Annotated in this window: 10 protein-coding genes; all 10 read left to right on the forward strand. The window is 75.1% G+C overall.

The genetic code is table 11. The features are described 5' to 3' along the window. Window positions 1–152: 152 nt before the first annotated feature. The 10 genes from AB0P24_RS12630 to AB0P24_RS12675 all read left to right on the forward strand — a co-directional run bounded on the left by AB0P24_RS12630 (window position 153) and on the right by AB0P24_RS12675 (window position 14,529). Complete coding sequence (locus AB0P24_RS12630; RefSeq protein WP_365793034.1) at window positions 153–776, forward strand: response regulator transcription factor; 624 nt, start codon at window positions 153–155, stop codon at window positions 774–776. After that, window positions 773–1,417: a LuxR C-terminal-related transcriptional regulator gene (locus AB0P24_RS12635; RefSeq protein ID WP_365793036.1), complete on the forward strand. Its 645-nt coding sequence runs from the start codon at window positions 773–775 to the stop codon at window positions 1,415–1,417. Before AB0P24_RS12630 ends, AB0P24_RS12635 begins: the two co-directional genes overlap by 4 nt. A 160-nt stretch (window positions 1,418–1,577) precedes the next feature. Further along, window positions 1,578–4,769, forward strand: coding sequence for an amino acid adenylation domain-containing protein (locus AB0P24_RS12640; RefSeq protein WP_365793038.1), 3,192 nt, complete (start codon window positions 1,578–1,580; stop codon window positions 4,767–4,769). A gap of 30 nt (window positions 4,770–4,799) precedes the next feature. After that, window positions 4,800–6,068, forward strand: coding sequence for an aspartate aminotransferase family protein (locus AB0P24_RS12645; RefSeq protein ID WP_365793040.1), 1,269 nt, complete (start codon window positions 4,800–4,802; stop codon window positions 6,066–6,068). Between the two features lie 28 nt (window positions 6,069–6,096). Next, the gene (locus tag AB0P24_RS12650; RefSeq protein WP_365793042.1) at window positions 6,097–7,044 is read left to right on the forward strand and encodes an ornithine carbamoyltransferase; all 948 of its coding nucleotides are present in this window, start codon (window positions 6,097–6,099) and stop codon (window positions 7,042–7,044) included. Window positions 7,045–7,096: 52 nt separating this feature from the next. Further along, window positions 7,097–9,427 (forward strand): lantibiotic dehydratase, encoded by a 2,331-nt coding sequence (locus tag AB0P24_RS12655; RefSeq protein WP_365793044.1) that lies wholly within the window; start codon window positions 7,097–7,099, stop codon window positions 9,425–9,427. Then, entirely contained in the window at window positions 9,424–10,950 is a 1,527-nt protein-coding gene (locus AB0P24_RS12660; RefSeq protein ID WP_365793046.1) for an amino acid adenylation domain-containing protein, read from the forward strand. Before AB0P24_RS12655 ends, AB0P24_RS12660 begins: the two co-directional genes overlap by 4 nt. Continuing rightward, complete coding sequence (locus AB0P24_RS12665) at window positions 10,947–11,963, forward strand: pyridoxal-phosphate dependent enzyme (protein ID WP_365793048.1); 1,017 nt, start codon at window positions 10,947–10,949, stop codon at window positions 11,961–11,963. Before AB0P24_RS12660 ends, AB0P24_RS12665 begins: the two co-directional genes overlap by 4 nt. Next, window positions 11,960–12,220: an acyl carrier protein gene (locus tag AB0P24_RS12670; protein WP_365793050.1), complete on the forward strand. Its 261-nt coding sequence runs from the start codon at window positions 11,960–11,962 to the stop codon at window positions 12,218–12,220. The genes AB0P24_RS12665 and AB0P24_RS12670 overlap by 4 nt, the downstream gene beginning before the upstream one ends. A gap of 11 nt (window positions 12,221–12,231) precedes the next feature. Further along, entirely contained in the window at window positions 12,232–14,529 is a 2,298-nt protein-coding gene (locus AB0P24_RS12675) for a lantibiotic dehydratase (protein WP_365793052.1), read from the forward strand. Window positions 14,530–15,200 lie beyond the last annotated feature (671 nt).

Raw genomic sequence — 15,200 nt, forward strand, 5'->3', positions numbered from 1 at the left:
CGCGGCCGTGTGCGGTCCGGCCGCCGGTGCACGGGCCGGGGCCGGCGCGGCGGGGCACGGGAATGCGGGTAATCGCGCCCCATGCGGCGCGGCGCACGGGTTGCCGAGACTCCTCGCCGAGAGGTTCGTCCTGCGCTGACCGAGGAGTACACATGGGCAATCCCCTGTCGTTGTGCGTCGTGGCCCTGGACCCGCTGCTCGAAGCCGGCGCCGTCAGCGCCCTGTCCGGCAACCGGGACATCGCACTGGTCCGGCCGGAGGAGAAGGCCGACGTGGCCGTCGTGATCTTCGACCGAGTGGATCGCGAGGAACTCGACCTGGTGGCCGCGACCGGCAGTGGCCCGCACCGGCCCGCCGTCATCGTGATCGCCTCCCACATGTCCCCGGCCGAGGCCGCGGACGCCATCAACGCCGGTGCCCGCGGTCTCCTGCGACGGCACGAGGTGGACGTCGACCGGCTGGCGCGGACCGTGCGGACCGTGGCCGGCGGCGACTGCACCGTGCCCCCCGACCTGATCGACGGCCTGCTCGACCAGAGCACCGAGGCCGACCCGTATCCCGGCGTACGGGGCCGCAGACCGGACTGGGGCCTGGACGAGCGGGAGCGCGCGGTCCTGCGGATGGTGGCCGACGGCCGGGAGACCGATGAGATCGCCAAGGAACTCTGCTACTCGCCGCGGACGGTGACCACCGTGGTCCGCGACATCACCCAGCGGTTCCGGCTGCGCAACCGCGCCCACGCGGTGGCCTACGCGCTGCGGACGGGCCTGCTGTGACCGGCCTCGTCCTCGAAGCGGCGCCGGTTGCCGGGCGGGACGACGGCGCGCCGCGCGTGCATCTGTGCCCGGCGGGCGGGGCGGCCCGCGACCTGGTCGCCGCCGGTCTGCGCCGGGCCGGCGTCGAGCTGGTGGCGGCCGGAGACTGCGACGGGGTCGTCCGGGTTGCCGCGGGCCGGACGCCGGGAGCGGCGCTCGACGGCCGACCGGAACCCGGCGGCGGCCCTCTCCTGCTGGTCGCCGACACCTTCACCGCCGCGGGAGTGCGGCTGGCCGTGCGGGCCGGGGTGGTGGCGATGCTTCAGTCCGCCGAGGCCACGCCGGAGCGCCTGCTCACCGCCGTCCACGCCGCCCGGTACGGCGACGGCCGGATGTCCTACGGCGTGCTGGCCCGCCTCCTCGGCGAGGCGGGCGGCGACGAGGCGGAACGCAGGCGCCCCGTGCCCGACTCGCCGCTGACGGCCCGGCAGAAAACGGTCCTCGCGCTGGTCGCCGAGGGGCACGGCAACGCGGCCATCGCCCGTGAACTGTCCTGCTCCCAGCACACCGTGAAGAACGTCATGTACGACCTGATGACCCGCCTGCAGGTCCGCAACCGGGCGCACGCGGTGGCGTACGGCGTCCGCACCGGGCTGATCTGAGCCGGTCCCGGTCCCGACCAGAGACATTGACGCAGCAAAAGCCGCGACGGGCGCTGCCGCTCCTTCCCTACTGCGCCGCCACGCCCGAGCGGCAAGCTCCGGACGTGCCCCGACCACCCGAGGCACGCGACGACCTACCCGACTCCTCGGAGGTGAGCCGGTGGACCGCTGTGACGGCCGGACGACATCCTTCTCGCAGCAACGGCTGTGGTTCCTCGACCAACTGCGACCCGGCACGGCGGACCATCTGCTTCCGCTGGCGCTGCGCCTGCGGGGCGGCCTCGACACCGAGGCCCTCGCCGCCGCCCTGGCCGACGTGGTCGACCGGCACGAGGTGCTGCGCACCCGGTACGCGGCCGCCGACGGCGAGCCGGTGGCCCACGTGGTCCCCCGGGTCGAGGTTCCGCTGGACAGGGTCGACGCGCCCGCCGCCGGAGCGGCCGGCATCGCCGCGGTCCTCGACCGCGCGCTGCGCCGGCCGGTCGACCTGTCGACCGCGCCGCCGCTGCGGGCCACTCTGGCGCGGCTCGCGCCCGACGACCACCTGCTGGTCGTCGTGGTCCACCACATCGCCTTCGACTTCTCCTCCTGGAACGTCCTCACCCGCGACCTGGCCGCGGCCTACCGCGGCAGGACCACCGGTGTCCGCCACGGACTGCCGGACCTTCCCTTGCAGTACTCCGACCTCGCGGCCCTTCAGCGCGAGCAGTCGGACGGTCCCCGGCTCGCCCGCGGCCTCGACCACTGGCGCTCGCGGCTGGCGGACCTGCCGCCGCTGGACCTGCCGACCGACCGGCCCCGCCCGGCCGAGTTCGACGGCGCCGCCGCCGTGGCCCGGTTCACCCTCCCTGCCGATCTGGTGGCACAGGCCGACCGGCTGGCCCGCTCCCGCCGCGCCACCCGGTTCATGGTGCTGCTCGCGGCCTTCCAGGCCCAACTGGGCCGCTACAGCGGGCAGAGCGACTTCGCCGTCGGCACCCCGGTCGCCGGCCGCGGCCACCCCGCCGCCAGGGACCTCATCGGCCCCTTCGTCAACACGGTGGTGCTGCGCGCCGACCTGTCCGGCCGACCGGCTTTCGGCGAGCTGGTGGACCGGGTCCGGCACGCGTTCCTGGCCGACCTCACGCACGCCGACACCCCGTTCGAACGCGTGGTCGGCGAGCTGGCCCCGCCCCGCGACCTCAGCCGCAACCCCCTCTTCCAGGTCTCGTTCCTGACCCTCGACTCCCAGGCCGAACCACCCGACCTGCCCGGCCTGTCGGTCGAAGTGGTGCCCACCCCGGTCGCCGGGACACCGTTCGACCTGGCGCTCGACCTGCTCGGCCGCCCCGACGGCAGCCTCGGGCTGCGCCTGCAGTACGCCACCGCGCTGTTCACGCCCGAGACGGCCGCCCGCATCACCGAGGACTACGTCCGGCTCCTGCGCGAGCTGCTCGCCACCCCGGACAAGCCGCTGGCCCGTGCCACCTCCGCACTCGAACCGCTGCCCGGCGGCGAGCGCCGCCGCCGGCTCGCGCTCGGCCTCGGCAGCGCCCGCGCCGTGCCCCCGCAGACCGTCACCGACCTGTTCGAGCAGCAGGCGCGCCGCACCCCGCACGCCATTGCCGTCAGCTCCGGGGACGGCGAGCTGAGCTACGCCGGACTCGACCAGCGGGCCGACGAGCTGGCCCACCGGCTGCGCGGCCTCGGCGTCGGCCGCGGCACCCGGGTGGGCGTGCTGCTGGAGCGCGGCACCGGGCTCCTCGTCACCCTGCTCGGCGTCCTCAAGGCGGACGCCGCCTACGTCCCGCTCGACCCGCTGCACCCCGCGCGGCGTATCGGCCACCTGATCGAGGACACCAGGGCCGCGGTGGTCGTCACCACCGGCCCGCTGGCCGGACGGGTGGCCGGCACCGAGGCGAGGACCCTTCTGCTCGACGGCGACCCGCCGCCGTCCGGCCCGGCGCACCGGCGCGACCGGACCACCGGCCCGCACGACCTGGCGTACGTCTTCCACACCTCCGGCTCGACCGGTACTCCCAAGGGCGTGCAGATCCCGCACCAGGCCCTGACCAACTTCCTGCTCGCGATGGCGGCCCGGCTGGAGCTGGGGCTGGCGGCCACCGTGCTGGGCGTCACCACCGCCTCCTTCGACCCCTCGATGCTGGAGCTGTGCCTGCCGCTGCTGACCGGCGCCCGGCTGGTGCTGGCCGACAGCGAGCAGGCCCGCGACCCCGAGCGCCTGATCCGGCTGATCGGCGAGGCCCGCCCGGATCTGATGCAGGCCACCCCGTCGATGCTGCGGACACTGGTCGACACGGGCTGGACCCCCGGCCCAGGTCTCACGGTGCTGTCCGGCGGCGAGAAGCTGCACACCGACCTGGCCGCGGCGCTCGCGGCGGACGGCGCCCCGGTCCTGGACCTCTACGGGCCGACCGAGGCCACGATCTGGACCAGCGTGGCCCGGCACGGCGCCGACGGACGGGTAGAGCGGTGGGCGGCGGTGGACAACACGACCGTCCGGGTGCTCGACGACCGGCTGGAGCCGGTGGCCGAGGGCGTCACCGGGCACGTCTGCATCGGGGGCGACGGCCTCGCGTGGGGCTACCGGGGGCGGCCCGCCCAGACCGCCGGCGTCTTCCTCCCCGACCCGCACGCCACCGCGCCCGGCGGCCGGCTCTACTTCACCGGCGACCTCGGCCGGCTCCGCCCGGACGGCTCGCTGGAGATCCTCGGCCGCAGCGACCACCAGGTGAAGATCCGCGGCCACCGGATCGAACCGGGCGAGATCGAGGCCGCGCTGCTCGCTCTCGACGGCGTCCGCGCCGCCGTGGTGCACCCGACGCCGGACGCCGACGGCGGTCAGCAGCTCACCGCGTACCTGGTCGCGGACGACTCCGGGAACCCTCCCGCCCCCGACGCCCTGCGCGCCGAACTGCTCGACTCCCTGCCCCACCATCTGGTGCCGGCCGCGTTCGTCCTGCTGGACGCCATCCCGACCGCGGTCAGCGGGAAGGTGGACCGCCACGCGCTCCCCGTGCCGGCGCCGCAGGCGGCCGGCCCGGCGGCCGCGCCGCGCACCCCGCGGGAACGGTCCGTGGCCAGGGTCTGGGAAGAGGTCCTCGGCGCCACCGGGATCGGCGCCCACGACGACTTCTTCCTGCTCGGCGGACACTCGCTGCTCGCCACCCGGGTGTCCGTGCGCCTGCGCGCCGCCCTCGGGGTGGACGTCCCCGTACGGGCGCTGTTCGACCACCCCACCGTCGCCGCCCTCGCCACGGCCCTGGACGGCTATCCGCCGCTGGCCCCGGACGGCCCCCTGCCGCGGCTGACCGCACGCCCGCGCGGCGCGCGCACGACCGCCGGCCGCTGACCGCAACCGCCTCCTCGCCCAAGGACCGCCATGACACTCCTCGCGACCACCGACACCTCCGTCTTCGAGAAGATCGAGTCCGAGGTGCGGATGTACTGCCGTACCTTCCCCGTGGTGTTCGAGCGCGCCAAGGGCGCGCTGCTGCACACCGACGACGGCCGGGCCTTCATCGACTTCTTCTGCGGCGCCGGCAGCCTCAACTACGGACACAACCACGACGCCGTCAAGCGGCGCATCATCGACTACCTCGCCGACGACGGCCTCATGCACGGCCTCGACATGCACACCGTGGCCAAGCGCGACTTCCTCACCCGCCTCACCGAGGTCGTGCTGCAGCCGCGCGGCCTCGACTTCAAGGTGCAGTTCACCGGCCCGACCGGGACCGACGCGGTCGAGGCGGCCCTCAAGCTGGCCCGCCGGGCGACGGGCCGCACCGGCCTGACCGCCTTCACCGGTGCCTACCACGGGATGTCCCGCGGTTCGCTGGAGGTCACCGGCAGCCGCCGCGCCCGCCGCGCGGGCACCGTCGCCGGCGGGGACGTGACCTTCGTCCCCTTCGAGGACGGCCCGCTCGGCCCGTTCGACTCGATCGGCCTGATCGAGCGGCTGTGGGCAGACCCGTCCTCCGGCACCGAACCGCCCGCGGCCGTCGTCGTCGAATCGGTGCAGATGGAGGGCGGCGTCTACCCGGCGAGCCGGGAGTGGCTGCGCCGGCTGCGCGAGGTCACCGAACGGCACGGTGTGCTGCTGATCCTGGACGAGATCCAGACCGGCTGCGGCCGCACCGGCGCGTTCTTCGGCTTCGAGGAGTCCGGGATCGTGCCGGACATCGTCACCGTCTCCAAGTCCCTCAGCGGCTACGGGCTGCCGCTCTCGCTCACGCTGTTCCGCCGCGAGCTGGACCTGTGGCAGCCCGGTGAGCACACCGGCACGTTCCGCGGCAACCAGCTCGCCTTCGTCGCGGCCACCGCGGCCTGCGAACTGTGGCAGCGGGACGACTTCCTGACCGGCCTTCAGCGGGGTGCGGAGCGCCTGACCCGGTTCCGGGCCGACGCGGCCGCGCTGGACCCCGGCCTCGTGCTGCGCGGCCGGGGCATGGTGCTCGGCGTCGACACCGCCGGGGCCGGCGGTGCGGAGCGGGCCGAGCGCGTCCAGCGACACGCCTTCGAGCACGGCCTGATCGTCGAGCGCTGCGGCCGCTACGACGAGGTCCTCAAGGTGATGCCCCCGCTGACGATCGAGCCCGGTCTGCTCGACGACGGGCTCGGCATCCTGCTCGACGCCCTGCAAGCGAACTGACGGCCAGCCACCAGAGGAGGAACCCGCGATGCCCCGCCCCGACCGCCACCACCTGATCTCCGTCGACGACCTGACCGACCGGGAGCTGCGCTGGCTCGTGCACCGCGGCGCCCAGTACGCCGCCGGCGAGTGCGAGGGCGCCCGGCCGCTCGCCGACGCCGTCGTCGGCGTGCTGTTCCGCAAGACGTCCACCCGCACCCGGACCGCGTTCTCGGCCGGCGCGCTCCGGCTCGGCGGGCGGCTGATCACCTACGGTCCCGGCGACCTCCAGGAGAACACCGGGGAGAGCTCCGAGGACACCGGGGACGTGCTCTCCCGGATGCTCGACGTGCTGGTGGCGCGCACCGCGGGCAGCACCGAGGAACTGCGCGCCTACGCCGCCCAGCAGCGGATGGCCGTGGTCAACGCGATGAGCGCCGCCGAGCACCCCACCCAGGCCCTCACCGACCTCACCACGATGCTCGGCCGCTTCGGGCGGATCGAGGGACTGCGGGTGCTGTACGCCGGCGAGGGCAACAACACCGCCTCGGCGCTCGCCCTGGCCCTCAGCCGGTTCCGCGGCACCGAGCTGCACCTGCGCACCCCGCCCGGCTACGGACTGGACGCGGCCTTCCTCGACCGGGCGGCCGTGCACGCCAAGGAGTCCGGCGCGCTGGTCGAGGAACGGCACAACATGGCCGACCTGCCCGAGGTCGACATCGTCTACACCACCCGCTGGCAGACCACCGGCACGACCAAGCCCGACCCCGACTGGCGGCGCGTGTTCGCCCCCTTCCGGGTGGACGCCGCCGTGCTGGCGGCCTGTCCCGGCGCCGTCTTCATGCACGACCTGCCCGCGCACCGCGGCGACGAGGTGACCGGCGAGGTGCTGGACGGCCCCGCGAGCATCGCGTTCCAGCAGGCCGAGAACAAGTACCACAGCGCCCGCGCCGTTCTGGAGTGGTGCCTCGGCGGCATCCCGGCAGAGTCGGCCTGACGACCGGCCGGCCGCCGGCCCGGCGCACTCTTCCCAGGGAGGTAGCACAGCAATGTCCGACACCATACGCATGCCCGGCGGCGGGTGGCGCCTGTGGACGCACTTCGCACTGCGCGGGCCCGGTTTCCCCGCCGCGGGAGTACTACGGCTGGCCCCGGAGGGCCTGGCCTCGGCCGCGGACAAGTTCGCCCCCGGGGAGGTGCCGGCGGGGGCGGACTGGGAGGCGTTCGAGGAGGCCTTCTCCGCGGCCGCGGTGCGCACCGCGCGCGACCTCCAGGAGATCGCCGCCTCGGCGCCGTTCCGGGCCGCGGTCGCCTGGCAGAACCGCACGGTGCTGCGCACCGGCATCAAGCCGTTCCTCGACTGGACGCCGTCCGCCGAGGGCCGCACCAGCATGCCCCGCCAACGCGAGGAGCTGGTCGCCCACTACTGGCAGCGGTTCTGCGTCAAGAACGACACCATCGGTTTCTTCGGACCGGTCGGCTGGGGCACCTTCGACCCCTCCCGGCGCGGCGTCGAGGTGCACCCCGGCACGGGCCTGGTCGCCGAGTCCCGGGTCTACTTCTCCAGCTGGTCGATGGACGCCCTCGCGAAGGCCATCGACCGCGACCCGCGGGTGCGCGCGTGGACTCCGCCGCGCCAGGTTCCGTTCGTCCGGGTGGTCGACGGCACGGTGCGCCTGCCCGGACGCCCGCCGCAGCCGGCTCCGGAACCCGCGCTCACCGTCCTGCGCCTGTGCGACGGGCGCAGGACGCCCGCCGAGATCACCGGCCTGGCCGCCCGGGAGCTGGGCCGGGACCTGCCGGCCGAGGAGGTGACCGAGGCCCTGGAATGGCTGGCCTCGCGCCGCCTGATCGGCTGGAAGCTGGATGTGCCCGCCGGTACCTACCCCGAGCGGGAACTGCGCGCCATGCTGGAGCGTATCGGCGACCCGGCGGTACGGGAGCCCGCCCTGGCCAAGCTGGCGGTGCTGGAGACCGGCCGCGACCGGGTCCAGCGGGCCGGTACCGACCCCGAGGAGCTGACCGCCGCGCTCGCCGCCCTGGAGGCGGGCTTCGCCGAGATCACCGAGGTGTCGGCGGTCCGCGAGAAGGGGGCCCGCACCGCGCCCAACCGCGCCCTGGTGTACGCCGACTGCCGCCGGTCCGCCACGGCGACCGTGGGCACCGCCGTCCTGGCCCAGCTCGCTCCGCTGGAGCTGTGCCTGACCGCCGCCCGCTGGATGACCAACCGGTACGCGGAGGCCATCGGCGCACGCATCCACGAGGCCTACCTGGAGCTGCGGAAGCTGCACGAGCAGGTCGACCTCGGCTCGCTCTGGTTCGCCTGCCTGCCCGCCCCGCACCCGGAGTCCCTCACCGACATCGAGCGCATCCAGGCCGAGCTGCGCGAGCGCTGGGCGCGGATCATCGACGCCCCGGCCGGCGCCCGGCGGGTCTCGCTCTCCAGTGCCGCCATCGCCGACCGGGTACGCGAGGCGTTCCCCGAGGGCGGGCGCGGCTGGTCGCTCAGCCGCTACATCAGCCCCGACCTGTTGATCGTCGCCGAGGACCTGGACGCCGTCGAACGCGGCGAGTTCCAGCTCGTCATCGGCGAGCTGCACGTCGCCATGAACACCCTCGCCCAGTCGCTCTTCGTCCACCAGCACCCCGACCGGGGGCAGCTGATCGACGAGACCACCCGCGACTTCCCCGGCCCGCGGCTGCTGCCCATGCTGCCCAAGGAGCTTCCGCTCAAGTGGTCCGCCCGCAGCCGGCAGTCCCTGGACCGCCCGGAGGACCACTACGTCGCACTCGCCGACCACAGCGCCGACCCGCACCGCCCACGCACCGTCCGCTCCGGCGAGGTGCGGGTGGAGGAGCGCGACGGCGGCCTCGCGGCCGTGCTGCCCGACGGCTCGGTCTTCGACCTGCTCGACGTGTTCTGCCACGCGCTCAGCAACCGCGCGATGGACCGCTTCACCCTGCGCCGGGACGGCGACCACTCGCCCCGGATCACCATCGACTCCACCGTCGTCGCCCGGGAGAGCTGGCGGTTCGCCGGCTCCGCGCTGGCCTTCGCCGACGACAAGAGCGAGGCCAGGCGGTTCGTCCGGGCCCGGCAGTGGCGGGACACCCACGAACTGCCCCGCTTCGTCTTCGTGGTCTCCCCCACCGAACCACGGCCCTTCTTCGTCGACTTCGACAGCCCCGTCTACGTCAACATCCTCGCCAAGGCCGCCCGCCGGCTCGCCCGCAAGGACCCCGACGCCAAACTCACCGTCACCGAGATGCTCCCCACCCCCGAACAGACCTGGCTCACCGACGACCAGGGCCGGCACTACACCTCCGAACTCCGCCTCGTCGCCGTCGACCGGAGCACCGCCCCCGGGGAGCGGGCATGACCGCCCCCGCAGGATCGACGTTCGTCGAGGACATCCGAGCGCACGCCGTCCGCGCACCGCACTCCCCCGCCCTGCTGACCGCCGACGGCCCGACCAGGTACGGCGAACTGGCCGCCCGGATCGACCGGATCGCCGCCCACCTGGCCGCCCACGGCGTGGGCCCGGAGCGGGTCTGCGCGGTGGCCCTGCCTCCGGGCGCCGACGCCGTGGTCGCGACCGCCGCGGTCGTCCGGGCCGGCGGGGCGTTCCTCACCCTGGACACCGCCCTGCCCGACCGGCGGCTCGCCGCGCTCGCCGCCGGCGGCGGCGCGGCCCACCTGCTCACCTGCTCCGCCCTCGCCGACCGCCTCGGACCGCTGGTCGGCGCACCCACCGTCCTGCTCGACCGGCTCCCGGCCGCCGGCCCGCCGCCGGCCTCCTTCCGCGCCCCCCATCCGCGCTCGCTCGCCTACGTCAGCCACACCTCTGGCTCGACCGGCACCCCCCATCCCGTCCTGATCGAGCACGGCGGCCTGGACAGGTACCTCCGCACCGTCGTCCGCGACAACGCCCTCGGGCCCGGCACCGTCAGCCTCCAGCTGGCCCCGCCCGGCTACGACGCGTCCATCCGGGACACCTTCGCGCCGCTCGCCGCGGGCGGCTGCGTCGTCCTGGTCGAACGCGCGCGCCTGCTCCGCGCCGAGTCCTTCGCCGACACCGTCGCCGAGTACGGCGTCGACACCCTCCTCAGCACCACTCCCTCCTTCCTGAGCTTCCTCGCCCAGTCGCCCCGCGCGGCGGAGCGGCTGCGCTCCCTGCGCCTGGTGTGCTCGAGCGGCGAGTCGCTGCGTCCCTTCCTCGCCGCCGGCGGCCGTGCGCTGGTCGGCGGCCGGCTGGTCAACCAGTACGGGCCCAGCGAGTGCACCATGACCTCCACCCGCTACGACGTGCCGGCCGCCCCCGACACGTCCGCCGACATCGTCGGCACCGCCATCGACGGCACCGTCGTACGCCTGCTGGACCCACGGGGGCGCGAAGTCCCCGACGGGCGGACCGGCGAGGTGCACATCGGCGGCGCGGGCGTGGCCCGCGGCTACGGCGGTCTGCCCGGCCTGACAGCCGACCGTTTCCCGCCCGACCCGTACGGGCCGCCCGGCGCACGGCTGTACCGGACCGGCGACCTCGCCCGGCGCGCCCCCGACGGGGCCCTGGAGTACCTCGGCCGGGCCGATCGCCAGGTCAAGATCCGCGGCCACCGCGTGGACCCTGCCGAGGTGGAGGTCGCCCTGCTCGCCCACCCCGAGGTCACCGGCGCCGTGGTGACCGCCGAGACCGACGACCGGGGCCGGACCTGGCTCTGGGCCCACGTCACCGGTCCGCTCGGAAGCACCACCGACGCCCAGTTGCGCGCGCACCTGGCCGGTACCCTGCCGCCGCACCTGATGCCCAGGCGGTTCACCCGTCTGGAGCGCCTGCCCGTCACGCACAGCGGCAAGGCCGACCGGCGGGCGCTGCGCGACAGCGTTCCGGAGCCGGTGTCATGACGGCCGCGGACACCCGGATCGCACCGGCCGCCGTGCCGGCCGCCGCCGAGCGGATCGCCTCCCACGTGCGGCACACCCCGCTGCTGCGCCGCGACCTGCTGCCCAGACTGCTGGTCAAGGCCGAACACCTCCAGCACAGCGGGTCCTTCAAGCTCCGCGGCGCGGCCAACGCGCTGCTCGCGCTCGGCGCCGACGCCGTGGTGGCCGGCTCCTCCGGCAACCACGGCATCGCGGTGGCCACCCTGGGCCGCGCCCTCGGCGTCCGGGTCACCGTGGTGATGGCGGCCGGCGCGGCCGAGACCAAGGAAGCGGCCGTCCGGGCGCTCGGCGGCCGGGTCGTCCGGGTGCCCGGCGGGGTGGCCGACCGCGACCGGTACGCGAAGGACCTCGCCGCCCGCACCGGCGCCGCGCTGGTGCCCTCCTCGGACCACGACCTCGTGGTGGCCGGACAGGGCACCGTCGGTCTGGAGATGTTGCGGGACGCCCCCGACCTCGACGCGATCTTCGTACCGGTGGGCGGCGGCGGCCTGCTGGCCGGTGTCTGCCTCGCCGCCGCCCACCTGGGCAGCGCGGTCCGGATCATCGGCGTGGAACCCGACGGGGCCCGGCGCTACGCCCGCTCCCTCGCCGCCGGCCGCCCAATCGAAGTGCCGCCCAGCGACTCGGTGGCGGACGGACTGCGCGGCCAGCGGCCCGGCGAGGTGATCCTGCCGATCGTCCGGCACCGGGTCGACGAACTGATCGGGGTCGGCGACCCGGCCGTGCTCCGCGCGATGACCCTGCTGCACCGCGCCGGCATCCCGGCCGAGCCGAGTGGCGCGGCCGCCCTGGCCGGTGCCCTCCGGCTCAACCTCCCCGGCCGCAGCGCCGTCGTCGTCTCCGGCGGCAACAGCGCCGCCGCCCTGGCCGCCGCCGGAGCCGCGCACACCGGCACCGGCCGCCGACCGGCCGCTGCGCACCGCCCCGCCTCCCTTGTCCACATCCACACCACTCCGAAGAAGGACGGGCCATGAACCCCATCGACACCGCCGAACTCACCGGGCTGATCACCGGCTACTACCGCGAGACGCTCGGCGACGACACCCTCGACGCCACGAGCGACTTCTTCGAGGCGGGCGGCGACTCGCTCGCCGCCTTCCAGATCGTCCACCGTCTCCAGGAACTGCTCGACGCCGAGATCGCGGTCGCCCTGGTCTTCACCTATCCGTCGCCGGCCGAGCTCGCGCAGGTCGTCGTCGACGACCTGTCGCTCGCTCCCGCGTCGGCCTAGGGGGCACCGGGATGCACGAGGGATCCGTCTCTCTGAGCGGCCGCTGGCGGCTGTGGGACCAGGTCGCGGTGCGCGGCGCGGGGTTCCCGGCGGACGGGGTGCTCCGGCTCGCGCCGGAGGGCCTGGCCGCGGCAGCGGACAAGTTCGGGCCTCGGGACGCGCTGTCCGGCGCGGCCTGGAAGGCCTTCGAGGCAGAGTTCGCCCAGGGCGCCGTGCGGGCGGCCGCGAGCGCGCAGGAGATCGCCGCCTCCGGGCTGTTCCGGGCGGCGGTCGCCTGGCAGAACCGCGGAGTGCTCGACTCGGCGATCCGGCCGTTCCTCAACTGGTCGCCGGCGACGGCGGGCCGTACCTTCAAGCAGCGCCAGCGCGAGGAGCTGGTCGCGCACTACTGGCAGCGGTTCTGCGTCAAGAACGACACCATCGGCTTCTTCGGACCGGTCGGCTGGGGCGTCCTCGACACCGCCCGGCCCGGCGTGGCCGTCGAGCCGGGCACCGGACTGACCGCGTCCTCGGAGGTCTTCTGGTCCAGCTGGTCGGTCGACGCGCTGGCCCGGGAGATCGAGGCCGACCCGGCGGTGCGCCCCTGGACGGCGCCCCGCCGGGTGCCGTTCGTACGGCTGGAGGAGAACGCCGTACGGACCCCCGCCAGGCCGCCGCACCCGGTGCCGCCGGAGACGCTCCGGCTGCTGCGCCTGTGCGACGGCACCCGCTCCGTCCGGGCCCTCCAGCAGGAGATCGGCCCGGACACGGACGTGCCCGCCCTGCTCGGCGAACTGGTCCGGCTGCGCTGGATCACCTGGCGGCTGGACGTTCCCGCCGACATCCGCCCCGACCGCCGGCTGCGCGCCTGCCTGGAGCGGATCGGCGAGCCGGCGCTGCGCGCCGCCGCCGTCGCCCGGATGGACGAACTGGAACGCGCGGTCGAGGGCGTCCGGGAGGCGGCCGAGGACCCCGAGCGCCTGGTCGCGGCTCTCACCCGCGTGGAGCAGACCTTCCAACGAGTGACCGAGGCGGCCGCCAAACGCGAGAAGAGCACCACCACGGCGCCCGGCCGGGCCGTGGTCTACTCGGACAGCCGCCGCTCCGCCCGGGTGACGCTGGGCAGCCATGTGCTGGCCGCGCTCGCCCCGCTCGACCTGCTGATGTCCGCGGCCGCCTGGCTCTGCTCCGCCCTGGCCGCCCGCGTGACGGAGCGCGTCACCGAGGTGTACGAGCGGCTGCGCGCCGACGCGGGACCCGGACGGCCGGTGGACCTCGCCGCCTTCTGGTTCGCCTGTATGCCGGTCCTGCACGGGGCCGCGGTCGCCGACGCCGCCGGCCTGCAGGCGGAGTTCGAGCGCCGCTGGCAGCGCATCCTCCCGGCCTCGGAGGGGGTACGCCGGGTCACGGTCGCCGGCACGGACATCGCCGGCCGGGTGGCGGAGGCCTTCGGGCCGGCCACCGCACCGGGCTGGGCCGCGGCGCGGTACATCAGCCCGGACGTGATGATCGCCGCGGAGGACGCCGCCGCCGTCGGGCGCGGCGAGTTCCACCTCACCCTCGGCGAACTCCACCTGGCCGCCAACACGCTCGGCAACGAGCTGTTCGTCAACCAGCACCCCGACCCCCGCGAGCTGTTCGACCGGACCGACCGGGACCATCCGGCGCCACGGCTCATGCCGCTGCTGCCCAAGGAACACAAGTCCCGGCTCTCCGCCCGGATCCGGCACGCGCTGGTACGGCCGCGGGACTACCAGGTCGCTCTCCTCGACAACACGGCGGACCCGCACCGCGACCGCACCGTGCCGAGCGCGGACGCCGTGGTGGAGCAGCGCGGCGGCCGGCTCTGTGTGGTGCTGCCGGACGGCGCGGAGTTCCCGGCCGTGGAGGTCTTCGCCCATGTGCTGACCACGCTGGTGACGGACCGGTTCCGGCTCCTGCCGGAAGCCGACCGCTCGCCCCGGGTCACCATCGACCGGATGACGGTGGCCCGGGAGAGCTGGCGGTTCGCCGGCTCCGCGCTGGCCTTCGCCGACGACAAGAGCGAGGCCAGGCGGTTCGTCCGGGCCCGGCAGTGGCGGGACACCCACGAACTGCCCCGCTTCGTCTTCGTGGTCTCCCCCACCGAACCACGGCCCTTCTTCGTCGACTTCGACAGCCCCGTCTACGTCAACATCCTCGCCAAGGCCGCCCGCCGGCTCGCCCGCAAGGACCCCGACGCCAAACTCACCGTCACCGAGATGCTCCCCACCCCCGAACAGACCTGGCTCACCGACGACCAGGGCCGGCACTACACCTCCGAAATCCGCCTCGTCGCCGTCACCGACTGAACCGTCCGACCGGAACCGCGCTGCCGAGCCGCGGTCCACCCCGCACCGCCGAACCGGGCCGGGCTCCACACCAGGAGCCCGGCCCGGTCGCACGTGTGGCGCCCGGCAGTTGACACCGGCCGGGGTGGGGCGGGCGGTGCCGAGCGGGGTGAGCTGAAGCCGAGCGAGCGACGCCGAGCGGGGTGAGCCGAAGCCGAACAGGCGACGCCGCGCGGGGTGGGGCGGAGCCGAGCCAGCGACGCCGAGCGAGGTGAGCCGAAGCCGAACAGACGACGCCGAGCGAGGTGAGCCGAAGCCGAACAGACGACGCCGAGCCGCGAAGCCCAGCAGCCGACGCCAAGACGCGCAGGACCCTGCGTCCGACGCCGGTGCACCCGTCGTCCACGGCGGTCCGGTGGACGGGGCAGCCGAGGTCACGTGCCGGGCCCGGCGACGTGGTGGCCGGGGCGCCGGCCTGGATGCCGACGACCCGATCGGGAGCCTGCCCGCTCTGCCCGCCCCGCGTGAGCGGCAGCGGCAGCGGCCCGGGGTTGTTCGCACGGACTCGGGCCGGTCGACACGGCCGGTCCGGTGCGCGGCGTGGCCCTGCGCCCTCCGGCGCCGACCGCGATCCGGTCCGTCGGTCGACGCACGGGAGGGCGGGGGCGCCCAGCGCGCCCCCGCCCTCCCGG

The organism is Streptomyces sp. NPDC086519 (genome assembly GCF_040686075.1).
Taxonomy (GTDB): domain Bacteria; phylum Actinomycetota; class Actinomycetes; order Streptomycetales; family Streptomycetaceae; genus Streptomyces; species Streptomyces shenzhenensis.